Here is a 24,249-nt window from a genome sequence, read left to right as displayed (position 1 = left end):
GTCCCTCATCTCCTGGAGACCGGAAAAGGCAGGGAGATCCCGGCTTTCGCCGGGATGACGGTGTGGGTGATGCCGCCGCCGCTACGCTCCAGCTTGAGCCGCCCCCGCTTTTGTGGAATGGCGCGCCGATGCCGGAGGCGCCCCTTCTTTCCCGCGAGCGGATCGTGCTGCTCGGCCAGCTCGTCCGCTATGCGGTCACCGGGGTGTTCGCCTCGCTCGTCAATATCGGCATCTATCACCTGCTGGTGAAGCTGGCCGGCTTCGATCCCAACCTCGCCTGGACTTTCGGCTTCGTCGGCGCGGCGACCACCGGCTATGTCATCCACGGGCAGTGGAGCTTTCGCGGCCATGGCGGGCGCGACCGGCAGGGGGTGCGGATCGCGCGCTTCGCGATCGTCTCGCTGATCAGCTTCGCGCTCAACAGCCTGTGGGTGTGGCTGCTCGTCCAGCATATGGACCTTCCGATCTGGTCGCCCTATCCGCTGGTGCTGGGCGTGACGCCGCTCCTGGTCTTCTGGCTGAACCGCCAATGGGTGTTCGAATGAGCGAGACGCTGCCGGTTCCCCTGCTCTCCGTCCCCCTGCTGTCCGTCATCGTCCCGGTGAAGGACGAGGAGGATGCGATCGTCCCCTTCGTCACGCGAATGACGCGGGTGCTCGACGCGCTGCGCGATCCGCAGGGCGCGCCGATCGGCTGGGAGATCGTCTTCATCGATGACGGCAGCACCGACCGGACGATGGCGGCGATCCTGGTCGCGCACGACGCCGACCGCCGCGTCGCGGCGCTGTCGCTGTCGCGCAACTTCGGCAAGGAAGCCGCGCTGTCGGCCGGGCTCGACCATGCCCGCGGCGCGGTGGTGGTGCCGATCGACGTCGACATGCAGGACCCGCCCGAGGTGATCGGCGCGATGATCGACAAGTGGCGCGACGGCTATGAGGTGGTCTACGGCGTCCGGCGCAACCGGCTGACCGACAGCCTGCCCAAGCGGCTGACCGCCGACCTCTATTATCGCGCGCACAACTGGCTCTCGATGGACAAGATCCCCGAGCATGCCGGCGATTTCCGCCTGCTCGACCGCAAGGTCGTCGAGGTGATCAAGCGGATGCCCGAGCGCAACCGCTTCATGAAGGGCCTGTTCGCCTGGTCGGGCTTTCGCCAGACCGCGGTCGAATATGACCGGGCCGAGCGCGCCGTCGGCACCACCAAGTTCAATTACTGGAAGCTGTGGCAGCTCGCGATCGACGGCATCACCTCGGCGTCGACCGCGCCCCTGCGGGTGTGGTCCTATGTCGGCGCGGTGATCGCGGTGGTGGCGCTGGTCTATGCGGTCTATATCGGCGTCCGCACGCTGATCTACGGCGCCGACGTGGCGGGCTATCCGTCGCTGATGGTCGCGACGCTGTTCCTCGGCGGGGTCCAGCTCCTCTCGCTCGGCATCCTCGGCGAATATGTCGGGCGCATCCTGGTCGAGACCAAGAAGCGGCCGATCTACATCGTCCGGCAACGCATAGGCTGTGCTGAGCCCGAGATCGAGGACGCCGACTGATGGACCGCGCCACCTATGACCGCATGGCGGAGATCGACCAGGACCATTGGTGGTTCGTCGCCCGCCGCCGGATCATCGCCAGCCTGATCGAGCGCCACCGGCCGAAGCCGGGGCCGATGCGCATCCTGGAAGTGGGGGCGGGGACCGGCTCGAACCTCGCGCTGCTCCAGCGCTACGGCGCGGTCGACGCGATCGAGCCCGACGACGGCGCCCGCGCCTTCGCCGAGCAGCGCAGCGGCCTGAAGATCAAGGGCGGCTATCTGCCGGACGTGCCGCTCGACGACGGCGCCTATGACCTGATCGTGCTGCTCGACGTGCTCGAGCATATCCCCGGCGACGTCGAGGCGCTGGCCTGCCTGAAGGACAAGCTGGCGCCGGGCGGGCGCATCCTCGTCACCGTGCCGGGCGCGCCGTGGATGTGGAGCGCCCACGACGTCGCCCACCACCACCAGCGCCGCTACACCGCCGGGCAGCTGCGCGGCGTGTTCGGCCGGGCGGGGCTGAAGGCCCGCTACCTGACCCATTTCAACAGCGTGCTGTTCCCGCTGATCGCGGCGGTGCGGCTGCTCGGCAAGCTCTCGGGCAAGGAAGGCGGCGACGATGCGATGCCGTCCAGGCCGGTCAACGCGGCGCTGACGACGCTGTTCGGGGCCGAGCGCCTCTGGGCGGCGCGGGTGCCGGTGCCGTTCGGCGTCTCGATCGCGATCGTCGCGGAGCCGTAAGGCCCGAACGGGTCAGCGCACCGGCTTGAAGCGGAAGGGCGCGACGTCTTCCTGGATGCTGTAGAGCGCGCCGCGCTCGCCGCCGTTCCAGATCAGCTTGAGCGACGGATCGTTGATCGGCCAGCGATCGCGCGGGGCGTTGATCAGCCACAGATAGTCGAACGCCTCGCGCGGGAAGAGCGCGATCGAGCTTTCGATGCTGCGCGATCGCGGCGCGCGGCAGCGGCGCGGGCGCATCACCTGGGTCGGGTCCTCGGCATAGCCCTTGGCGGGGGCGTAGGTGATCGACAGCAGCTGCGCGCCCGCCATCGTCCACTGGCCGTTGACGAACGCTTCCCGCCGGACGATCGCCATCGCGCCGAGATGTTCGAGCCGGGGCGATTCCCAGCGCGACAGGCAGGGCAGGTCGACCAGCGCGAAGACGCGGGCGTTGCGGTCGACATGGTCGAGCGCGGCGAGCTGCTGCTCCTGATAGGCGGAGATGCCGGCGAACTGGACGGTCGCCTGCCACACGCGCACCCCGAAGATCGCCAGCGCGATCGCGGCGATGCTGCCCAGCGCGACCCGGTTGGTGGTGCGCGGCACCAGCCCGAGCACCCCGATCGCGACGACATAGGGGGCGAGCCGCATGTCGGCATAGGCCGAACCGATGACGATGCGCGGCATCAAGACATAGGCGATGATCAGCACCAGCGTGGCGACGCCGAGGGTGCGGCGCATGTCGACGCCAACCTTGCGCCAGCCGATCGAGCCGATGCCGAACAGCACCAGCATGATCAGCAGCGACACCAGCCAGATGTCGAATTCCATCCACTGGGTGCGCAGCGAGGAGACCAGATAGACATATTTGGCCTTCCAGTTGAACCAGTCGGCGGTCTCCCCCTGTACGTCGCCCGAACGCCACAGCAGCATCAGCAGCATCGGCGGGGCGAGCGGCAGGCAGTGGAGCGCGCCGCGCCACAGCGCCTCGGCATAGCCGCGCCCCTCGACGTCGCGCATCCGCACGATCTCGGCCGAGAAGGCGAGCAGGCCGAGCACGCCCCAGGCGAAGCCGTGCGCCAGCCAGACCAGGCAGCCGATCGGCACGAACAGGATCGCGCGCAGCCGGATCCGCCCCATCCGCGCCAGATAGAGCCACAGCGCGAAGGCGTTGAGCGCGAACGCCATCGCCAGCACATAGTTGATGAAGCCCCACTGGAACGGCCAGCAATAGGCGAAGGGCGCGACCAGCCCGGCCGTCGCCGGCAGCCGGCCATGGACCTCGCGCGCGATCAGCAGGAAGCCGGTCAGCGTCAGTGGCGGCACCATCATGACGATCAGCTTCACGCCCAGCTCGAGCCCGAACAGCTTCGCCATGGGCACGATCAGCAGGTCGACGCCGAGATTGCCCATCAGCGCCCATTGGAAGCTGAAATAGTCGGTGAGCAGCGGCGAGGAAGGATCGGACAGCTCGACCCGGTAGCGCCCCATATGCCCCATCAGGTCGACCAGCGGAGGAACCTCGGGCCGGATCAGCGGGATGATCGATATGATCGCGAGGACGGCGATATACCAGGGTCGCGTCCACCAGCCGGACGGCGGCGTCAGAGGCGGTGTGGACCGGAACATCGGGACTCGCCCTTATGTCGGGCGCGGAAGGACGGCAAGGGGGTGGCGCGATTCCGGCGGGAATATCGGCTGCCCCGTCGCCGTATATCGCCGTTTCAGGACCGTCGCTGCCACAGCCGCAGCGTGCTGCCCTCCAGCGGCACCGGTTCCAGCCATTCCGGTGCTTCGCCATGGAGCAGCCGCGCCGCCAACCCGTTACGCGCGGCGCCGGCATAGAGGCTCGCCTCGGTGCCGTTGGGATCGATCAGCACATAGGTCATGCCGTGCGCCACCATGATGCGATGGGCGACCTCGGGCGGCTGGGTGAAGGCCAGGATCACCCGGCGGATTCCCTGCGGACCGCGATGATGGCCGCTGCCGGCATAGCTGTGTGGCGTGACGACCAGCAGGCGCGGGGTCAGGTCGAGCCCGGTCAGGATCGAGCTGCGTGGTAGCCGTGCTAGCGGATCGAGGCTGCTATTGAGAGCGATGCAGCAAGGCGCCAGCCCGCTCCTGTTCGCGACGGGCGCGACGCGGTGCATGATCAGCGTGCCCGCCGCGATCGTCCCGATCGGCGACAGCATCAGGAAGGTCGCGGCCGAGGCGAGGACGCGGACGGGTGGACGTTGCCAGCGATCGATCTTGCCCAGCAGCCGGGTGAGCAGCCAGGCGGTGCCGGGCAGGGCGCAGCCATGGGCGAAGCCGCCGGCGCGCTGGACGAGCAGTGCCACAGCGAAGGCAGCGGCGAGGATCGCGGCCATGGTCAGCCAGTTGCGCGCCTCGGCGCTGGTCCGCGCGGCGCGCCAGGCGGCCAGCGTCCCGGCGAGGCCGATCGGCGGGAAGCCGATCAGCATGATCACATTGTCGACGGGCTGCCGCCAGACCGGAAGCCCTTCGAGGACCTTGTCGTACCAGAAGTGGCGCGACACCGGATCGAGCGTGGCGAACGGCCCGGCGAGGCAGGCGGGCGCGGTCGCCGCGAGCAGCGCGACGCCGAGCGCCCCGGCCAGGACCAGCGCCGCGATCCGCGCGCCGACGCCGCGCCGCGTGGCGATGCGCAGCCCGATCGCGGCGGCGATCGGCGTGACGATCAGCGGCCCGAACCAGGCGGGGCTGACCGCGTCGCACCAATATTGGTCCCAGCCGGCGCGCCCGTGGAAGCCGGCGAACAGGAGCAGGCTGGCGCCGCCGAAGGCGGCCGCGAAGGCGCGGAGCCGCTCGGTCTCGCCCCAGCACAGGCAGCGCAGCGCCAGCAGCAGCGCGATCGCCGCCGCCGCCGGCAGCGCTTCGAGCGAAATGGCGAGCCACAGCGCGGTGACGATGCCGCCCATGGTCCCGCCGCGCAGCGGCCGGCGGTCGAAGCAGGCGGCGACCGCGAACAGGCCCAGCGCGGTCTGCCAGCCATGATGGTCGATCCGCATCGGCAGGACGTGGAACAGGATCATCGGCGCGGTCGCGGCGAGCGTCGCCGCGAGCAGCGCCGCGCGCCGGCCGGCGAGCCGCGCGGTGGCGAGCGCGACCGCGGACAGCGTCCCCGCGAAGGTGATCAGCGGCACCGCGCTGGCGGCGACGCGCTCGGCGATCGCCCCGCCGAGCAGCGGCTGGAGCAACAGGATCAACCCGGCGATCGGCAGGTCGACGATCCGCGACCAGTGCATCGGCACGCCGTGCGGCGGATCGATGCGATATTGGGTGACGTCGAAGAAGCTCTGCCCGCCCAGCCAGTCGCGGACCTGCTGGAGCCGCAGATAATCGTCGGGGTCCCACATTTCGAGCGGCGCGATGCGGCTGTACGCGACGGCCAGCAGCACCGTCGCCGCGAGCGCCCAGAGCGCGGCGATGCCGAGGATCAGGCGGCGGGGGGAGAGGTCAGCCATTCCGTCTTCCCCTCCCTTCCGAGGAGGGTCGGGGGATAATTGACGAATAAGGGTCGATCCCCTTGGCGGGTTTCGCGACGAAGCCGGGGACGCTCGCTGCGCTCGCGACCCACCCCCCGGCCCCTCCCTTGAAAGGGAGGGGGGACGGTGTGGTGTCGTCACGCCGCCTTCCTGTCGGCGATCCGGGTCGGCACCGCGCGTTCGGAGCGGAGCGCGGCGGCGACGCCGGCATCGTCGCCCTCGCGGCCGGCCTCGTGATATTCGGCGTCCTCGTTGACCGCCCAGACGTCGTGGCGGCGGGCGCCGGCGGCGATGTTGCGGGCGGTCAGCATCGCCGTCATCATCGCATGGTCCTGGTTGTTGTAGCGGTGCATGCCGTTGCGGCCGACGAAGTGGAGCGTCGGGTAGCGCGCCTCCAGCTCGCCGCGCACCGCCGCGACATGGGCGGCATAGTCGTCGTCATAGACCGGATAGGCCTTTTCCTGGCGGACGACCGCGCCGCCGGCCACGGCGGCCGGGTCGCACAGGCCGAGCTGCGCCAGCTCCCGCGTCGCCAGCGCGACGAGGTCCTCGTCCGACGACGACCACAGGCCGTCGCCCTCGAAGCAGAAATATTCGAGCCCGACGCAGGCGAGCGCCGGATCGGGCACCATCTCGGGCGACCAGCTCCGGAAATTCTGGATGCGGCCGACCTGCACCCGATCGTCATGGATGTAGATCCAGTTGTCGGGGAACAGGTCCTCCGACCGGATCATCAGCGCGACGGTCAGGAAGTCGCGATAGTGGAGCGCCATCGCGTCGGGCAGCGTCGCCGGCAGCGGGTGGATGCGGCTCGCCAGCTCGCGCATCGGCGCGGAGCTGATCACATGGTCGGCGGTCAGCATCGCCAGCCGGCCGTCACGCCCCATCGCCGCGACTCGCCACAGCCCGGCGGTCTCGTCCCACGACAGCTGGTGGAGCATGTGTCCCATCAGCAGGTTGTTGCCCTGCTCCAGGATGCGGTCGCGCGCGGCGTCCCACATCATGCCGGGGCCCTTGCGCGGATAGCGGAAGCTTTCGAGCAGGGTCTTGGCCTGCATCCCGTCATTGGGCCGCCTGTTGAGGCCCAGCGAGCGGCGGACGCCGTCCCACACCGCCTTGCCCAGGCTCAGCCCCTTGATCCGCTGCGCCGCCCAGTCGGCCGACATCTCGTCGCACGGCATGCCCCACACCTTCTCGGTATAGGTCTTGAAGAAGATGCCGAACAGGCGGGCGCCGAACTGGTTGACGACCCATTGCTCGAAGCTCTTCACCTCCTTGTGGGGGAACAGCTTCCAGCGGAAGAAGCTGGCCATGCACAAGGTCGACTGCCACAGGCCCAGGTTGCGCAGCGCCTCGAAGGCGCGCAGCGGGTAGCTGTAATATTTGCCGCGATAATAGATGCGGCTCATCCGCGGCCGCTCGATGAAGTCGTCGGGCAGCAGCTCGTTCCACAGGTCGACCACCTCGCGCGACTTGGAGAAGAAGCGGTGGCCGCCGATGTCGAATCGGAAACCCTCATGCTCGACGGTGCGGCTGATCCCGCCGACCTGGTCGGGGTCCTTCTCGATCAAGGTGACGGTGAAGCCCTGCTTGCCGAGCATGTAGCCGGCGGTCAGCCCCGCGGGCCCCGCCCCGATGATCGCGACGTCGACATGGTGGGAGGCGCGCGGCATCAAAGGTCCCTCATATCCGGATATCCGCCGAAGCCATGGCCGACGAGCCGCTAAGACATGGTTAACGGCGGGGGTTCTGCGCCGCGCCGCCGGCCGTCGCCTTTCTGTCATCGGACTGTCTTATCGAGGGGCGGGACCGACGATCCGGGGATGGACATGCTGAACAGGATGCAGGGCAAGGCGAAGCCGCGGGTCGTCGAGTTCGATCCGGTGCTGGCGGCGCTGGTCGCCGAGCGGCTGGCGCAGGGGCTGCATCCCTCGCTGATCGCGCTGCAGCTCGCCCAGCGCGCCGATCCCGAGCTGGTCGGCGCCTATGCGCGCGAGATCGAGGGCCATCCCTATTTCCAGGGCGCGATGGCCGTCGCCGACGCGCTCCGCAAGCGCGACTGGATTCTCGACTGCCAGGCCGCCTCCTGGCGCCGCTCGCCCGACGCGACCCGGATCGCGCGGCGCGAATCGCTCGATCCCGAGACTTTCCTGCGCGACCATTATGCCGGCCAGCGGCCGGTGGTGATCGGCGGCCTGGTCGATCATTGGCCGGCGCTGTCGCTGTGGACGGCCGATTATCTGGAGCAGCGGATCGGCCGGGAGACGCCGGTCGAGGCGCAGAAGGGGCGGGAGTCGCGCAAGGATTTCGAGCTGCGCAAGCTGGAGCTGCGGCGGACCGTGCCGTTCGGCGAGATCGCCGACGCGCTGCGCAGCGCGGAGCCGTCGAACGACCTCTACGTCACCGCCAACAACGGGGCGGGCAACCGCGCCGCCTTCGAACCGGTCTGGGGCGATTTCGGCCCGATCGAGGGCTATACCGTCCCGCGCGACGGGCAGGACGGCTATCTGTGGATCGGCCCGGCGGGCACGATCACCCCCTTCCACCACGACCTCACCAACAACCTGCTGGTCCAGGTCCGTGGCCGCAAGCGCGTCCATATGGTGCCGAACTGGGAAGAGGCGCGGATGAAGACGGCTCGCCGCATCTTCAGCGACTGGACGCTGGAGGCGCTGCAGGAGGCGGGCGACAAGGGGCCGGTGCTGCTGGAGACGGAGATCGGGCCGGGCGACGCGCTGTTCATCCCGGTCGGCTGGTGGCATCATGTCGTCAGCCTCGACGCGAGCTGCTCGGTGCTGTTCACCAACTTCGCCTGGCCGAACGATTTCGCGACCCCCTTCATGGAAGGGCGCTGACGCCGGGCGCCGGGACTGGTCAAAGCCGGTCCGCTGGCTTAGCCATCGCCATGTGACCCTATCTGTCAGGAACCGGCCTTTCCGGATCGCGCTGCTGTCGCTGGCCCTGTTGTCGCTGGCCGGTGCCGCGCCGCCCGCGAACCCCGACGAAGCGTTCAGCCTCTATGCCGACGCGACCGTCATCGACGGCACCGGCGCTCCGCCACGGGCGCATCAGGACATCCTGGTGCGCGGGCAGCGGATCGTCGCGGTCGCGCCGCGCGGCACGATCGCCGGCGCGGATGGGGCGAAGCGGATCGACCTGTCGGGGCGCTTCGTCATGCCGGGGCTGATCGACACCCATGTCCACCTCGCCACCCCGCCCGACGACGCCAGGGCGCGCGCGATCCTGCGGCGCAACCTCTATGGCGGGGTGACGGCGGTGCGCGACATGGCCGACGACGTGCGGCCGGTGGCCGAGCTCGGCCGCGCCGCGCTGGCCGGGGAGATCGCCGCGCCCGACATCCATTATGCCGCGCTGATGGCGGGCCCGCCCTTCTTCCAGGACCCTCGCGTGCTGGCGGTGACGCTGGGCGTCACGCCGGGCAAGGCGCCCTGGATGCAGGCGATCGACGATCGCACCGACCTCAGGACCGCGGTGACGCTGGCGCGCGGCACCTCGGCGACCGCGATCAAGATCTATGCCGATCTGCCGCCGCGCCTCGTCAAGGCGATCACGGCGGAGGCGCATCGCCAGCATTTCCGGGTCTGGGCGCACAGCGCGGTGTTCCCGACCCGCCCGGCCGACGTGATCGCGGCCGGCGCCGACACGGTCAGCCATGTCTGCTACCTCGCCTATCAGGTCGAGCCGGTGATGCTCGCCGCCTATGAGGACCGCACGCCGGTCAACGAGGCGTTGCTCGCGCCCCAGGGCGACGATCCGGTGATCGCCGGCCTCTACCGCGCGATGCTGAAGCACGGCACGATCCTCGATGCGACCGGCAGCCTGTTCGTCCGCACCGACAAGGCGCGGCAGCAGCATCCGGAGAAGCGGCGGCTGCGCTGCACCGGCGCCACGACGACCCGGCTGACCCGGCAGGCGTGGAAGGCCGGGGTGCCGATCTCGACCGGCACCGACTTCGTCCAGGGCTATCGCAGCGACTGGCCCGACGTGCATGAGGAGCTGTTCTTCCTCGCCCGCGACGTCGGCATGCCGCCGATCGAGGTGATCCGCTCGGCGACGCTGGTCGGCGCGCAGGCGGCGGGGCAGGCGGCCGACATGGGGTCGATCGAGCCCGGCAAGCTCGCCAATTTCCTGGTGCTGGCCGCCGATCCGGCCGCCGACATCGGCAATATCCGGACGATCGAGACGGTGGTGAAGCGCGGCCGCGCCTATCCGCGCGGCGACTATCGGCCGACGACCAGGGCGGAAATGGGGGACGGCGATGACGATTGAACGGCGCGAATTCCTGGCGCTCGCCACCGCGACGGCGGCGACGGCGGCCCTGCCGGGGCCGCTGCTGGCGGCGGCTGCGGCCGATCCGCTCACGGGCCGGATCGTCGTCAATGCGCTCGGCGGGCTGGGCGATCCCAACGACCGGGGCGACGGCCTCGTCCCGCGCTTCAGCCCGCGCGTGCTGGCGGAAGCGCATGCCTCGGGGCTGACCGCGGTCAACATCACGCTCGGCTATGTGGCGGGCCCCGCCGATCCGTTCGAGGCGAGCGTCCGCGACATCGCCGCGACCGATCGGCTGGTGCGCGAGCATGGCCGCGACCTGGTCAAGATCCTCACCGCCGCCGACATCCGCCGCGCCCGGACGGAGGGCAAGGTCGGGCTGATCTACGGTTTCCAGAACGGCGCGATGATGGGCAAGGACGTCGGCCGCGCCGACATCTTCGCGAATCTCGGCGTGCGCATCTTCCAGCTCACCTACAATCCCGCCAACCAGATCGGCGACGGATCGATGGCGCCCGAGAATCGCGGGATCACCCCGTTCGGGCACGAGCTGATCGCCCGGCTCAACGCGCTGCGGGTGATGGTCGACCTGTCGCACAGCGGCGAGCGGACCTGCCTGGAGGCGGCCCGCGCCTCGCGCGCGCCGATCTCGATCAACCACACCGGCTGCCGCGCGCTGGTCGACCTGCCGCGCAACAAGACCGACGCCGAGCTGCGGCTGGTGGCCGAGCGGGGCGGCTTCGTCGGCATCTATTTCATGCCCTTCCTCAACGCGACCGGCCATGCCCGCGCCGAGGACGTCGTCGCGCATATCGACCATGCGGTGAATGTCTGCGGCGAGGACCATGTCGGCATCGGCACCGACGGCGACGTCACCGCGATCGACGATCTCAAGGCCTATGAGGCCACGCTGGCCAAGGAGATCGCCGAGCGCCGCGCCGCCGGGATCAGCGCGGCGGGCGAGCGGCCCGACACCTATCCCTTCGTCGTCGACCTGCGCGGGCCCGACCAGTTCCGCAGGCTCGCCCGGCTGCTCCAGGCGAAGGGCTATGGCAGCGCCCGGATCGAGAAGATCCTGGGCGCCAATTTCCTGCGCTATGCCGAGACGATCTGGGGCGCCTGACCGGCGGGTTCAGGCGGGCACCGGCTCCGCCGCGAAGGAGGCGAGCTGGGCGGCATGCGCCGCCTGGAAGGCCGGCCGCGCGGTGCAGCGGTCGCGATAGGCGGCGAGGGTCGGGAATTCGGCCATCAGCGCATCGTCGGACACCTCGCGCAGCACCGTCGCCATGACGATGTCGGCGGCGGTGAAGTCGCCCTCCAGATAGTCCTTGTCGCCAAGCCAGCCGGCGAGCGCGGCGAGTCGTCCGCGCAGCGTCTCGATCACCTGCGGGCGGCGCAGGCGGCCCCATTCGGCGTCGGGGTTGAAGGTGTCGATATTGACGAGGTCGAAGACGAACGGTTCGACGCTGTTGAGCGCCGCCGTCACCCAGGTCAGCACCCGGGCGCGGCCCTGCGCGGTGCGCGGCATCAGCCGCTCGCAACGCTCGGCGATGCGCAGCACCATCGCGCCGCTCTCGAACATCTGCACCTCCTCGTCGCGATAGGCGGGGACCTGGCCGAACGGCTGCTCGCGGCGATAGTCCGCGCCCTTCGCCGTCTCGAAGCCGATCAGCCGCTCGCGATAGCCGAGCCCGGCCTCCTCGCAGGCCCAGCGCGGCCGCAGGTCGCGGACGAAGCCGCGCGCGAAATCGGGCACCCAGGCGAAGCCGGTGATCTCGATGGCGGCGTTCTGGTCGATCGGCATGACGGACTCTTCTCTCTCGCTCTGTTGGATGAGAAGGGTTGATATCAACATATTGGGGCGCTGTCAAAGCACGGGCCGGAATCGTCTAGCCCAGCGCGGCCTTGAGCTTCTCGCGGTCGAGCTGGCCTTCCCAGCGGGCGACGACGACGGTAGCGACGGCGTTGCCGACGAAGTTGGTGAGGCTGCGGCATTCGGACATGAAGCGGTCGATGCCGAGGATCAGCGCCATCCCCGCGACCGGCACCGACGGCACGATCGACAGGGTGGCCGCGAGGGTGACGAAGCCCGCGCCGGTCACCCCGGCGGCGCCCTTCGACGACAGCATCGCCACCAGCAGCAGGCTGATCTGCTCGCCCAGCGACAGGTCGACGTCGCAGGCCTGGGCGATGAACAGCGCCGCCAGCGTCATGTAGATGTTGGTGCCGTCGAGGTTGAACGAATAGCCGGTCGGCACGACCAGCCCGACGATCGGCTTGGCGCAGCCGGCCTGCTCCATCTTCGCCATCAGGTTGGGCAGCGCGCTTTCGGAGGAGGAGGTGCCGAGCACCAGCAGCAGCTCGTCCTTGAGATAGGCGATCAGCCGCAGGATCGAGAAGCCGGCGATCCGCGCGATGATGCCGAGGACGACGAGGACGAAGCCGATCGAGGTCAGGTAGAAGCACAGCACCAGCCCGCCGAGATTGGCGAGGCTGCCCAGCCCGAACTTGCCGATGGTGAAGGCCATCGCGCCGAACGCGCCGATCGGGGCCGCCTTCATCAATATCCCGACCAGCCGGAAGACGACGGCGACCAGCCGTTCGAGCAGGTCGGTCACCGGCTGGGCGCGCTCGCCGACCAGCGACAGCGCGATGCCGAACAGGATCGCGACGAACAGCACCTGGAGGATCTCGCCCTGCGCCAGCGCCGAGAGCAGCGTGTCGGGGATGATCGCCATCAGGAAGCCGACCAGCGACTGGTCGTGCGCGGCCTTGGCATAGTCGGCGATGTGGCTGCTATCGAGGTCGGCGACGGCGATGTGCATCCCCGCGCCCGGCTGGACGACATTGGCGACGAACAGGCCGACGATCAGCGCGAGCGTCGACACCGCGAGGAAATAGCCGAACGCCTTGAGCGCGACCCGGCCGAGATCGCCGAGATGGCTGAGCCCGGCGATGCCGGTCACCACGGTCAGGAAGATCACCGGCGCGATGATCATCTTGACCAGCTTGATGAACGCGTCGCCGAGCGGCTTGAGCTGCGCGCCGACATCGGGCGCCAGCCAGCCGAGCAGCACGCCCAGCACGATCGCCAGCAGCACCTGCGCATAGAGCGATCGCCAGAAGGGCGGACGAATGGCCGGCGCGGCGTCGCTGTCGATGATCATGGGATGATGGGGCCCCCTCCGAATGGAAGCGGACACTGCCCTTATCCCCCCTCCCTTTCAAGGGAGGGGAAGGGGGTGGGTGCGAGCGCAGCGAGCTTCCTCGCTCGTCCCGTAGAACTTCGCCAAGGGGGATCGACCCCCTTGGCTCCGTACCCCACCCTTTCATCCCTCCCCTGAAGGGGAGGGAGAATTTTTGGGAGCTACCGCCTGTACTTCAACGCCACCCACAGCGTCCGCGGCGTCGCGCGTTCGACGGTGCCGTCGGCGCCGACGGTCGCCTCGACGCGCTTGTTGGCGATGTTCTCGCCGCGCAGCTCGGCGGTGAAGCCCCGGCCGAGGTCGAGCGCGGCGACCGCGTCGAAGGTCAGCGCGTCGTCGAGGCGGCGGCTGTTCTGGTCGTCCTCATATTGGCTGGCGACATAGCGCGCGGTGACGCCGATCCGGGCGGTGTCGGGGCGGTTCCACTCGATCGAGGCGCTCGCCTGGTCGCGCGGCGTCTGGGCGGGGCGCAGGCCGGCGAGGCCGAGCGCCGCGCCGGACGCGCGGACGCGCGGGTCGATGTGCGAATAGCTGGCGATCGCGCGCCACTCGCCCAGCGTCGCCATGCCGTCGACCTCGATGCCGCGGCTGCGGATCGCGTCGACATTCTGGCGCTGGCGGGTGTTGGGCGCGATGGTGACGTTCGAGATCGCGTCGTCGAGCCGGTTCCAGAAGATCGTCGCCCCCAGCTTCCATCCGGGCAGCGGCGCATATTCGGCGCCGCCTTCGATCCCCTTGACCCGCTCGGGATCGAGCAGCGGGTTGGCGATGGTCGAATCATTGCCCGCGCGGAACGGGCGGTAGAGCTCGTTGAGGGTCGGCAGGCGCCAGCCGGTATAGGCCGCCGCGCGCAGGCTGACCGCCGCCGCGCCCGGCGGGCTCCAGGCGATGCCGGCGCGGCCGGTCGCCTCGGTCCCCGACCGGTCGGGATAGCGCGCGCTGTTGGCGGCGATCAGGGCGCCGGTCGCGCGGCTGATCTCGGTGCGCTGGCCGTCGCGGAGCTGCCAATGGTCGACCCGGCCGCTCGCGGTCAGCGTCAGCCCCGTGGCGGGCAGCAGCGCCAGTTCGGCGAAGCCGCCGAAGACATTCTGCTCGCCGCCCGCGACGCGGTTGGCGTTGGTCGAGACGACGCGTTCCTCGGTCCGCCCGCTGACATGGCGGGCGTCGCCGCCGATCCGCAGGCTGATCCCTTCGCCGAGCGGCGGGCGCAGCTCGATCCGCCCGCCGAAGCCGTTGGCGGGGACGTTATACTGGTCGAGCGACTGGCTGACGGTGGCGCGGCCGGCGCCGATGCTGGCGAAGCCGCTCGAGAATTCGCGGTGCTGGAGCCAGGCGGTCGCCTCCCACCCCCAGCGGCCGCGCCCGACCAGCCGGATCGAGCTGTCGACCGCGAGGTTGCTGTTGCCGGTGAAGGGGACGCCGCGGTCGCGCCGGTCGAGCAGGAAGGAGCCGTTGGCCTGCAGCTCGGTCTCCGCCCCGACCGGGATCACCGCGCGGGCGGCGGCGCGGCTCTGCTTGTAGCGCGCGGCGCGGTCGATCGGGCCGCGATCCTCCTCGACGACGGGGATGAAGCCGTCGCCCTGCGCATGGCCGCCCGACAGCATCAGGAAGCCGCCGCCGAGCCGCGCCGTCACCGTCGCGTCGGCGTCGATCGAGTCGCGGCTGCCATAGGCGACGCTCGCGTCGACGGCGTGCGCCTCGTCCGGGCTCATGCTCGACAGCTCGATCGTCCCGGCCAGCGCGCCGGGGCCATAGACGCCGCTGCCGCCGCCGCGCGTGACGCGGACATGGCCGATCCGCGCCGGATCGAGCGCGGCCCAGCTCACCCAGCCGCCGAACGGATCGACCATCGGCACGCCGTCGAGCAGGATCAGCGCGCGGGCCGAGGCGTTGCCGCCGAGGCCGCGCAGCGTCGCCCCCTGGCTGGTCGGATGCGCCGATCGCGCGTCGGAACGGCGGAACTGCTGGAAGCCGGCGGCGTCGCGCAGGATGTCCTCCATCCGCCCGCTCGCCGACGCCTCCAGCCGGGCGCGGTCGATGCTGATCACGTCGAACGCGGCGTCGCCGGGCGAGCGCGGCAGGCCCTGGCCGGTGACGACGATCTCCGCCGCATCGTCGGCCCAGGCCGGGCCGGCGATGAGCCCGACGCAGGCCGCGGTCAGCAGGAAACGAAGATGCCGCACGATGATCCTCCCGGAATTGCTTTGAGGGCGGATCACCACTCCGGGGCGGCGGCGTCAATGGGTATAAAGGCCAAGACGCCTCCGTCATGCCGGCGGAGGCCGGCATCTCCGGAGAGAGGAGAGAAGATCGACGCTGGAGCCGCCCGAGGTCCCGGCCTCCGCCGGGACGACGCGTGACGGGGTCTTACGCCGCGACCTCGAAGCGCTGGGCGTAGCGGGCGGCGATGCGGGCGACGGGCATCAGCACGAACACGTCGATCGTGTTGAAGGCGTGGTCGATATAGGCGCCGTCGCCGACCTCGGCGCCGACCCGCAGATAGGCCTTGATCAGCGGCGGCAGCCGGCGCGAGGCGATGCGCGGGTCATAGCCGCCAAGCGGCAGCGGGCCGAGCGGGATGGCATGCGCGCCGATCGCGCGGGCGCGCAGCTCGGGCACCGCCATGTGGTTGTGGGCGAGCAGCGACAGGCCCTCGGCATGCTCGGCCGGGTCGGTACCGGGAAAGCTCGCGCAACCGAACATATGGCCGATCCGGTGGCGCTGCAGATAGTCGGCGATGCCGCGCCACAGCAATTGGATGGTGCCGGCGTCGCGATAGGCCGGGTCGACGCAGGAACGGCCGAGTTCGAGCAGCTCGACGCCCTCGCGCCGGCCGTGCGCGATCACCGCCGACAGGTCGAACTCGTGCGCCGAATAGAAGCCGTCATGCGCCTCGGCGACGCTCTGGCGGAGCAGCCGATAGGTGCCCACCACCGGGCTGCCGGCGCGCGCATGGTCCTCGACCAGCAGATGGTCGCACAGCATGTCGTAAGGGTCGACGTCGCGGCCCTGGCCGGCGTCGGCCGCCTGCGGCTCGGGCGTCGCGCCCATGTCGCGGAAGAAGATGTCGTAGCGCAATCGCTGCGCCGCGACGACGTCGGCCGCGCCATCGGCGAGCCGGACGGCAAGGCGGCGTTCAACCCGATCGAGGGCCTGCGTCATCATGGCGTCCCCTTGCTGCAACGATGACCCGGCAATAATGGCGCAATGCGACACGGCGGCTACCGCATCGCGATCGATTTGCTACAACCATGTTCCACCGCCGTGACGATGGCGGCACGACCTTCCCGGCGACCGCCGGACCACAAGGAGAATCCGCAGTGACGGCACCGAGCGAGAAGCTGCTGTTGTTTGGTGCGACGGGAGACCTGTCGCAGCGGATGCTGCTGCCGTCGCTGTACGGGCTGGCGGCGGATGGGCTGCTACCGTCGGGTCTGGCGATCGTGGGGACGGCGCGCAGCGGGCATGACGACGCGGCGTTCCGGGGGTTCGTCGAGCAGGCGCTGCGCCGCTTCGTGCCGGCCGAGCGGCTCGACGAGGCGGCGCTGGGCGGCTTCCTCGCGCGGGTCGGCTATGTCCCGGTCGACGCCTCGAAGGAGGGCGACTTCGCCGCGCTGGCGGAGAAGGTTGGATCGACCGAGCGGGGGCTGTCGATCTTCCTGTCGACCGCGCCGTCGCTGTTCGGGGCGACGATCGAGGGTCTCGCCAAGGCGGGGCTGGCGGGCGACGGGGCGCGGATCGGGCTGGAGAAGCCGCTCGGCTACGACATGGCGTCGAGCCGCGAGATCAACGACGCGGTCGGATCGGTCTTCCCCGAGGAGCGGATCTTCCGGATCGACCATTATCTGGGCAAGGAGACGGTCCAGAACCTGCTGGCGCTGCGCTTCGCCAATGGCCTGTTCGAGCCGCTGTGGCGCGAGGGCGGGATCGACCATGTCCAGATCACCGTGTCGGAGACGGTCGGGCTGGAGGGCCGGGTCGGCTTCTACGACGGGGCGGGCGCGCTCAGGGACATGGTGCAGAACCACATGCTCCAGCTGCTGGCGCTGGTGGCGATGGAGCCGCCGGCGCGGTTCGACGCGGCCGCGGTGCGCGACGAGAAGGTGAAGGTGTTCCGCTCGCTGCGCCCGATCGACCGGGCGACGGCGGCGAGCCACAGCGTGATCGGGCAGTACGGCGCCGGCGCGGTCGCGGGCGGGCCGGTGCCGGGTTATGTCGACGAGCTGGGCAAGCCGTCGGACACCGAGACCTTCGTCGCGCTGAAGGCGAACATCGACAATTGGCGGTGGAAGGGGGTTCCCTTCTACCTGCGCACGGGCAAGCGGCTGCCGAGCCGTCAGTCGGAGATCTTCATCCAGTTCAAGGGGGTGCCGCACTCGATCTTCGACGGGCGGGGCGCGGTGCTGCAACCCAACAAGCTGATCATCCGTTTGCAGCCCGACGAGAATGTCCGGCTGCTGCTGATGGCGAAGGAGCCGGGGCTCGACCGCGACGGGATCCGGCTGAGGGAGGTGCCGCTCGACATATCGATGCCGAACGCCTTCGCCGACAGCCGGCGGCGGATCGCCTATGAGCGGCTGCTGCTCGACCTGGTCGAGGGCGACCAGACGCTGTTCGTGCGGCGCGACGAGGTCGAGGCGCAGTGGGAATGGGTCGACGCGATCCGCGACGGCTGGGCCGCCAATGCCATGAAGCCCAAGCCCTATATGGCCGGCACCTGGGGCCCCTCCGCCGCCATCGCCCTCACCGAACGCGACGGCGTCACGTGGCATGATTGACGTGGAATTATTCCTCCCCACGTGAAACGTGGGGAGGGGGACCACCCATAGGGTGGTGGAGGGGTTGGGGTCGCAGACCCCTCCACCGCGCTTTGCGCGGTCCCCCTCCCCGCGCTAACGCGCAGGGAGGATTTGGAAATAGAAGGACAAGGAAGACGATATGATCGAGGCCGAATGGTGGGATTATGAGGACCCGGCCGAGCTTGCCGAAGCGGTGGCGGGCGATGTCGGCTTCATCATCGAATCGGCGCTCGACGCGCGGGGCCAGTGCCTGCTCGCGCTGCCGGGCGGCCAGACGCCGCTGCCGATCTACGAGAAGCTGGCCAAGGCGAAGATCGACTGGAAGCGGGTGACGATCATCCCGACCGACGAGCGGATCGTGGCGATGACCGATCCGCTGTCGAACGCCGCGGCGCTCGCCAGGGTCTTCCTGCCGAAGGGCGCGCGGGTGGTGCCGGTGATCAGCGAGAAGGCGCCCGACTATCGCAGCGCCGGCATGGCCGCCGACGCCCGGCTGCAGGATTTCCCCTGGCCGCCGGACCTGGTGTGGCTCGGCGTCGGCACCGACGGCCACACCGCCTCGATCTTCGCCGGGCCCGACCTCGACGACGCGCTGGGCGCCCCCAAGGCGCGCCGCGCGGTCGGGGTGATGCCCGATCCGCTGCCCCCCGAGGCCCCGGTCGCGCGGGTGACGCTGACCAAGGCGGCGATCCTGTCGGCGCGCACGGTGATGCTGGTGCTGACCGGCAAGGAGAAGAAGAAACTGCTCGAAAGGGCCCTCAAGGAAGGGGCCAGCTCGAGCCTGCCGATCGGCCGGGTCCTCGCCGACGCCGAGCAGGCGATCGACATCCACTGGAGCGAGTGAGGACCTGCGACCAGCTGCCTTGACCCGTCATGCCGGCCTCCGCCGGCATGACGGGAGTGGGGAGGTCACTCGAATTCGAGGATCACCGCGTCGACGGCAAGGCTGTCGCCGGCCTTGGCGGCGACGGCCTTGACCGTGCCGGCCTTCTCGGCGCGCAGGATGTTCTCCATCTTCATCGCCTCGACCACCGCGAGCGGCTGGCCGGCCTCGACCTTCGCGCCCTCGGCGACGTGGATCGCGGTCACCAGGCCCGGCATCGGGCAGAGCAGGAAGCGCGACATGTCGGGCGGGATCTTCTCGATCATGTGGTGCGCCAGCGACGCGACGCGCGGGGTCAGCACGCGCAGCTCGTGGCTCGCGCCCCGCGTCGTGAAGCGCCAGCCGGTGCGCTTGCGCTCGACCCGGATCGACAGCGGCTCGCCGTCGATCACCGCCTCGACCAGCTTCTGCCCCGGCACATAGGGGGCGTCGACCACCACCGGGGTGCCGTCGACGCTGACCGCGTCGCCGAGGATCTCGATCTGGCGCTCGACCTTGTCGAGGGTGACGACCCAGCTCGTCGAGGGATCGGCAGGGCCGTTGAGCCGGCCGTCGATCTGCGCCGCGCGGGCGGTGTCGATGCTGGCCAGCACGCCCGCCACCGCGGCGAGGTGCAGGCCCAGCTTCGCATCGGCGGCGGCGCCGGTGAAGCCTTCGGGGAATTCCTCGGCGATGAAGCCGGTGGTGATGTTGCCCGAGCGGAAGCGCGGATGCTGCATCAGCGCCGACAGGAAATCGACATTATGGCCGATGCCGTCGATCTCGAACCGGTCGAGCGCGGTGATCTGCCGGTCGATCGCCGCCTCGCGGGTCTCGCCCCAGGTGATCAGCTTGGCGATCATCGGGTCGTAGAACATCGAGATCTCGGAGCCCTCATAGACGCCGTCGTCGACGCGGACATTGTCGACCTCGGCCGGCGGCCGGTAGCGGACGAGGCGGCCGGTCGACGGCAGGAAGCCGCGATAGGGGTCCTCGGCATAGACGCGGTTCTCGACCGCCCAGCCGTTGATCTTCACGTCGGCCTGGGTGAAGGCCAGCTTCTCGCCATAGGCGACGCGGATCATCTGCTCGACCAGGTCGAGCCCGGTGATGCATTCGGTGACGGGATGCTCGACCTGGAGCCGGGTGTTCATCTCGAGGAAGTAGAAGCCCTGGCCGGTCTTGTCGGCGCCCGAGACGATCAGCTCGACGGTGCCGGCGCTGAAATAGCCGACCGCGCGGGCGAGCGCGACGCACTGCTCGCCCATCGCCTTGCGCATCTCCGGGCTGACGAAGGGCGACGGCGCCTCCTCGACCACCTTCTGGTGGCGGCGCTGGATCGAGCATTCGCGCTCGTTGAGGTAGACGATGTTGCCATGCTTGTCGCCGAGCACCTGGATCTCGATGTGGCGCGGGCTCTCGATGAACTTCTCGATGAAGACGCGGTCGTCGCCGAAGCTGTTCAGCCCCTCGCGCTTGACGCTGTCGAAATTCTCGCGGACGTCCTTCTCCGAATAGGCAAGGCGCATGCCCTTGCCGCCGCCGCCGGCCGACGCCTTCATCATCACCGGATAGCCGATGTCGTTGGCGATGCGGACGGCATGGTCGGTGTCGTCGATCTCGCCGACATAGCCGGGGACGACGTTGACGCCGGCCTCCATCGCCAGCTTCTTCGATTCGATCTTGTCGCCCATCGCGGCGATCGCATTGGCCGGCGGGCCGATGAAGGCGATGTTGGCGGCGGCCAGCGCCTCGGCGAAGCTGGTCCGCTCCGACAGGAAGCCGTAGCCGGGATGGACCGCCTCGGCGCCGGTCGCCTGGCACGCCGCGATGATCCGGTCGGCGATCAGATAGCTTTCCGACGCGGGCGAGGCGCCGATATGGACGGCCTCGTCGGCCATCTCGACATGCGGCGCGCGCGCGTCGGCGTCCGAATAGACGGCGACGGTCTTGATGCCCATGCGGCGGGCGGTCTTGATCACGCGACAGGCGATCTCGCCGCGATTGGCGATCAGGATTTTCTTGAACATCGTCGTCGTCGCTTCCCTGTATGCTATCCTTTCCGCTCATTCTGAGGAGCCGGTGAGCTTGACGAACCGGCGTCTCGAAGGATCCTTCGAGACGGGACTTCGCCAGGCTCAGTCCCTCCTCAGGATGAGCGGATCATGTGATTACTCCGCCGCCAGCTCGACCTTGCACTCGGCCGCCATCGGCGTGATGCCGAGCCGGGCGAACAGCGCGGCGTCCCTGTCGTCGCCGGCATTGTCGGTGGTGAGCAGCTTGTCGCCGGTGAAGATCGAATTGGCTCCGGCCATGAAGCACAGCGCCTGCGCGGCGTCGGACATGCTCTCGCGGCCCGCCGACAGGCGGACCATCGAGGCCGGCATGGTGATCCGCGCGACCGCGACGGTGCGGACGAACTCGATCTCGTCGATCTTCGCCAGCGGCGTGTCGGCGAGCATGTCGCCCAGCACCGTGCCCTTGACCGGCACCAGCGCGTTGACCGGTACGCTCTCGGGATGGACCGGCAGTGTCGCCAGCGCATGGATGAAGCCGACCCGGTCGGCGCGCGTCTCGCCCATGCCGACGATGCCGCCGCAGCAGACGTTGATCCCCGCCTCGCGGACATGCTCGAGCGTCTCGATCCGGTCCTCGAAGGTCCGGGTGGTGATCACCTGGTCGTAACGCTCGGGCGCGGTGTCGATATTGTGGTTGTAATAGTCGAGCCCCGCATCGGCGAGCGTCCGGGCCTGGTCCCCGGTCAGCATGCCGAGGGTCATGCAGGTCTCCATCCCCATCTGGCGGACGCCCTTCACCATCTCGACGATGGCGGGCATGTCGCGGTCCTTGGGGTTGCGCCAGGCGGCGCCCATGCAGAAGCGGGTCGAGCCGGCGTCCCGGGCCTGCGCGGCGGACTGGAGCACCGCGCGCACGTCCATCAGCTTGGTCGCCTTGAGGCCCGTTTCCGCATGGACCGACTGGTTGCAATAGCCGCAATCCTCGGGACAGCCGCCGGTCTTGATCGACAGCAGGGTCGAGAGCTGGACCTCGTTCGCCGCATGGGCGGCGCGATGCGCGGCCTGCGCCTGCCACAGCAGGTCGTTGAACGGCAGGTCGAACAGGGCCGCGATCTCCTCGCGCGTCCAGTCGGACCGGACGGCGGGGCGGGGGTTGGCATGGGCATTCATTCAGCGGCCTCCTCGAAGCCTTCGGGCGGTTGGTTGTGACCCAACAGCCGTAGCACTTCGGTGGCCGCGTTGACGAGATTCGTGCCGGGGCCGAAAATCCCCTGCACCCCCGCGTCGCGGAGGAACTGATAATCCTGCGCCGGGATGACGCCGCCGGCGACCACCTTGATGTCGCCGCGCCCGGCATCCTTGAGGTGCTGGATCAGCTCGGGGATCAGCGTCTTGTGGCCGGCGGCGAGGCTGGACGCGCCGACCACGTCGACATCGGCCTTGAGCGCCAGCTCGGCGGCTTCCTTCGGGGTCTGGAACAGCGGCCCCGCCACCACCTCGAAGCCGAGGTCGCCGAACGCCGAGGAGACGAGGTTGGCGCCGCGGTCGTGCCCGTCCTGGCCCATCTTGGCGACCAGCATGCGGGGCTTGCGGCCCTTGCGCCGGGTGATCGTCTCGACCCCGTCGACCAGCCCAGCCCAGCGGCGGTCGTCGCCATAGGCGCCGCCATAGATGCCCTTGACCGGGGTCGGGTTGGTGCCGAAGCGGCCGAACACCGCCTCCATCGCCGCCGAGATCTCGCCCAGCGTCGCGCGGGCGCGGGCGCAATCGACGGCGAGGGCGAGCAGGTTCGCGCCGCCCCGCGCGCCATCGGTCAGCGCGGCGAGCGCGGCCTGGCACGTCGCCTCGTCGCGGCCGGCCTTGACCGCCTGGATGCGGCGGATCTGCGCCTCGCGCACCGCATGGTTGTCGACGTCGAGGATGTCGATCTCTTCCTCATTGGCGAGGCGGTATTTGTTGACGCCGACGATGATCTCCTCGCCGCGGTCGATCCGCGCCGCTTTGGCGGCCGATGCCTCCTCGATCATCGCCTTGGGCCAGCCGGCGGCCACGGCCTTCGCCATGCCGCCCTCGGCCTCGACCTTCTCGATGATCTCCCAGGCGCGGTCGACCAGCTCCTGGGTCAGGCTCTCGACATAATAGGAGCCGCCGAGCGGATCGACGACCCTGGTCATCCCGGTCTCTTCCTGGATGACGATCTGGGTGTTGCGCGCGATCCGGGCCGAGAAGTCGGTCGGCAGCGCGATCGCCTCGTCGAGCGCGTTGGTGTGGAGCGACTGGGTGCCGCCCAGCATCGCCGCCATCGCCTCGATCGTGGTGCGCATGACGTTGTTGTACGGGTCCTGCTCGGTCAGCGAGACGCCCGACGTCTGGCAATGGGTGCGCAGCATCTTCGAACGCTCGTCCCTGGCGCCCAGCTTGGTCATCACCCGGTGCCACAGCACCCGCGCGGCGCGCAGCTTGGCGATCTCCATGAAGAAGTTCATGCCGATCGCGAAGAAGAAGCTGAGGCGTCCGGCGAACTTGTCGATGTCGAGGCCCGAGGCGACGCCGTATTTCACATATTCCATGCCGTCGGCGATGGTGAAGGCCAATTCCTGGACCTGCGTCGCCCCGGCTTCCTGCATGTGATAGCCCGAGATCGAGATCGAGTTGAACTTGGGCATGTTTTGCGAGGTGAAGGCGAAGATGTCCGAGATGATCCGCATGCTCGGCTCGGGCGGGTAGATATAGGTGTTGCGGACCATGAACTCCTTGAGGATGTCGTTCTGGATGGTCCCGTCGAGCTGGGCCATCGGCACGCCCTGCTCCTCGCCCGCGACGATGAAGAAGGCGAGCACCGGGATCACCGCGCCGTTCATCGTCATCGACACCGACATCTGGTCGAGCGGGATGCCGTCGAACAGGATCTTCATGTCGTCGATCGTGTCGATCGCCACGCCCGCCTTGCCGACGTCGCCGGTGACGCGCGGGTGGTCGCTGTCATAGCCGCGATGGGTCGCCAGGTCGAAGGCGACCGACAGGCCCTTCTGCCCGGCCTTGAGGTTGCGATGGTAGAAGGCGTTCGATTCCTCGGCGGTCGAGAAGCCGGCATATTGGCGGATCGTCCAGGGACGGCCGGCATACATCGATGCGCGCACCCCGCGCGTGAACGGCGCGAAGCCGGGCAGGCCGGGGTCGATGCCGGCCACGTCCGCGGCGGTGTAGAGCGGCTTGACCGCGATCCCCTCGGGCGTGTTCCAGGTCAGGTCCTTGCCCTTGACCTCCTTGGCGGCGGCGGCCTCCCAGCGGGCCAGATCGGGCTTGTCGTCGCTCATCGCT

General features: G+C 69.5%; 18 protein-coding genes. 8 read left to right on the top strand and 10 right to left on the bottom strand.

The window, feature by feature from the left end; translation table 11 throughout:
• Window positions 1-128: 128 nt before the first annotated feature.
• From HRJ34_RS18880 to HRJ34_RS18870, 3 genes are read left to right on the top strand one after another with little or no spacing between them, the layout of a single operon-like run.
• The gene (locus HRJ34_RS18880) at window positions 129-545 is read left to right on the top strand and encodes a GtrA family protein (protein ID WP_208632116.1); all 417 of its coding nucleotides are present in this window, start codon (window positions 129-131) and stop codon (window positions 543-545) included.
• Window positions 542-1,546, top strand: coding sequence for a glycosyltransferase family 2 protein (locus HRJ34_RS18875; protein WP_012049078.1), 1,005 nt, complete (start codon window positions 542-544; stop codon window positions 1,544-1,546). The genes HRJ34_RS18880 and HRJ34_RS18875 overlap by 4 nt, the downstream gene beginning before the upstream one ends.
• The gene (locus tag HRJ34_RS18870; RefSeq protein WP_029995271.1) at window positions 1,546-2,268 is read left to right on the top strand and encodes a class I SAM-dependent methyltransferase; all 723 of its coding nucleotides are present in this window, start codon (window positions 1,546-1,548) and stop codon (window positions 2,266-2,268) included. Before HRJ34_RS18875 ends, HRJ34_RS18870 begins: the two co-directional genes overlap by 1 nt.
• A 12-nt stretch (window positions 2,269-2,280) precedes the next feature.
• On the opposite strand, the gene HRJ34_RS18865 is transcribed toward HRJ34_RS18870, so the two are convergent.
• The 3 genes from HRJ34_RS18865 to HRJ34_RS18855 form a co-directional block, all read right to left on the bottom strand.
• Complete coding sequence (locus tag HRJ34_RS18865; RefSeq protein WP_012049080.1) at window positions 2,281-3,876, bottom strand: hypothetical protein; 1,596 nt, start codon at window positions 3,874-3,876, stop codon at window positions 2,281-2,283.
• Window positions 3,877-3,971: 95 nt separating this feature from the next.
• A complete protein-coding gene (locus HRJ34_RS18860; protein WP_226948856.1) occupies window positions 3,972-5,732 on the bottom strand; it encodes a hypothetical protein in 1,761 nt (586 codons plus the stop codon).
• A gap of 158 nt (window positions 5,733-5,890) precedes the next feature.
• Window positions 5,891-7,426: an NAD(P)/FAD-dependent oxidoreductase gene (locus HRJ34_RS18855; protein WP_030092553.1), complete on the bottom strand. Its 1,536-nt coding sequence runs from the start codon at window positions 7,424-7,426 to the stop codon at window positions 5,891-5,893.
• A gap of 156 nt (window positions 7,427-7,582) precedes the next feature.
• Between HRJ34_RS18855 and HRJ34_RS18850 the strand changes: the two genes are divergently transcribed.
• The 3 genes from HRJ34_RS18850 to HRJ34_RS18840 are packed head-to-tail and all read left to right on the top strand — an operon-like array spanning window position 7,583 to window position 11,166.
• The gene (locus tag HRJ34_RS18850; protein WP_208632115.1) at window positions 7,583-8,608 is read left to right on the top strand and encodes a cupin-like domain-containing protein; all 1,026 of its coding nucleotides are present in this window, start codon (window positions 7,583-7,585) and stop codon (window positions 8,606-8,608) included.
• Window positions 8,609-8,660: 52 nt separating this feature from the next.
• Window positions 8,661-10,043, top strand: a complete 1,383-nt coding sequence (locus HRJ34_RS18845; RefSeq protein ID WP_208632114.1) for an amidohydrolase family protein — start codon at window positions 8,661-8,663, stop codon at window positions 10,041-10,043.
• Window positions 10,033-11,166, top strand: coding sequence for a dipeptidase (locus HRJ34_RS18840; RefSeq protein ID WP_029995277.1), 1,134 nt, complete (start codon window positions 10,033-10,035; stop codon window positions 11,164-11,166). The genes HRJ34_RS18845 and HRJ34_RS18840 overlap by 11 nt, the downstream gene beginning before the upstream one ends.
• A 9-nt stretch (window positions 11,167-11,175) precedes the next feature.
• Here HRJ34_RS18840 and HRJ34_RS18835 read toward each other — a convergent pair whose 3' ends face one another.
• From HRJ34_RS18835 to HRJ34_RS18820, 4 genes are all read right to left on the bottom strand, one after another.
• A complete protein-coding gene (locus HRJ34_RS18835) occupies window positions 11,176-11,847 on the bottom strand; it encodes a glutathione S-transferase family protein (RefSeq protein WP_012049085.1) in 672 nt (223 codons plus the stop codon).
• A gap of 85 nt (window positions 11,848-11,932) precedes the next feature.
• The gene (locus tag HRJ34_RS18830; protein WP_012049086.1) at window positions 11,933-13,210 is read right to left on the bottom strand and encodes a dicarboxylate/amino acid:cation symporter; all 1,278 of its coding nucleotides are present in this window, start codon (window positions 13,208-13,210) and stop codon (window positions 11,933-11,935) included.
• A 200-nt stretch (window positions 13,211-13,410) separates the two neighbouring features.
• On the bottom strand, window positions 13,411-15,432 hold the full coding sequence (locus HRJ34_RS18825) for a TonB-dependent receptor (RefSeq protein WP_208632113.1): 2,022 nt from the start codon (window positions 15,430-15,432) through the stop codon (window positions 13,411-13,413).
• A 184-nt stretch (window positions 15,433-15,616) separates the two neighbouring features.
• Window positions 15,617-16,414, bottom strand: a complete 798-nt coding sequence (locus HRJ34_RS18820) for a GNAT family N-acetyltransferase (RefSeq protein ID WP_012049088.1) — start codon at window positions 16,412-16,414, stop codon at window positions 15,617-15,619.
• A 155-nt stretch (window positions 16,415-16,569) separates the two neighbouring features.
• On the opposite strand from HRJ34_RS18820, the gene zwf reads away from it, so the two are divergent.
• Together zwf and pgl are read left to right on the top strand one after the other, a co-directional pair.
• A complete protein-coding gene (gene zwf, locus HRJ34_RS18815; RefSeq protein WP_208632112.1) occupies window positions 16,570-18,027 on the top strand; it encodes a glucose-6-phosphate dehydrogenase in 1,458 nt (485 codons plus the stop codon).
• 160 nt (window positions 18,028-18,187) lie between these two features.
• Window positions 18,188-18,892, top strand: coding sequence for a 6-phosphogluconolactonase (gene pgl / locus HRJ34_RS18810; RefSeq protein WP_012049090.1), 705 nt, complete (start codon window positions 18,188-18,190; stop codon window positions 18,890-18,892).
• A 65-nt stretch (window positions 18,893-18,957) separates the two neighbouring features.
• Here the strand turns inward: pgl and HRJ34_RS18805 are convergent, their stop codons facing one another.
• The 3 genes from HRJ34_RS18805 to scpA all read right to left on the bottom strand — a co-directional run bounded on the left by HRJ34_RS18805 (window position 18,958) and on the right by scpA (window position 24,245).
• The gene (locus tag HRJ34_RS18805) at window positions 18,958-20,940 is read right to left on the bottom strand and encodes an acetyl-CoA carboxylase biotin carboxylase subunit (RefSeq protein ID WP_208632111.1); all 1,983 of its coding nucleotides are present in this window, start codon (window positions 20,938-20,940) and stop codon (window positions 18,958-18,960) included.
• A 141-nt stretch (window positions 20,941-21,081) separates the two neighbouring features.
• Window positions 21,082-22,098: a biotin synthase BioB gene (gene bioB / locus HRJ34_RS18800; protein ID WP_029995094.1), complete on the bottom strand. Its 1,017-nt coding sequence runs from the start codon at window positions 22,096-22,098 to the stop codon at window positions 21,082-21,084.
• Window positions 22,095-24,245, bottom strand: coding sequence for a methylmalonyl-CoA mutase (gene scpA, locus HRJ34_RS18795; RefSeq protein ID WP_208632110.1), 2,151 nt, complete (start codon window positions 24,243-24,245; stop codon window positions 22,095-22,097). Before scpA ends, bioB begins: the two co-directional genes overlap by 4 nt.
• Window positions 24,246-24,249: the final 4 nt, after the last annotated feature.

It is taken from the genome of Rhizorhabdus wittichii (assembly GCF_017607425.1).
GTDB classification, from domain to species: domain Bacteria; phylum Pseudomonadota; class Alphaproteobacteria; order Sphingomonadales; family Sphingomonadaceae; genus Rhizorhabdus; species Rhizorhabdus wittichii.
This window is presented reverse-complemented; position numbering and strand designations above follow the sequence as displayed.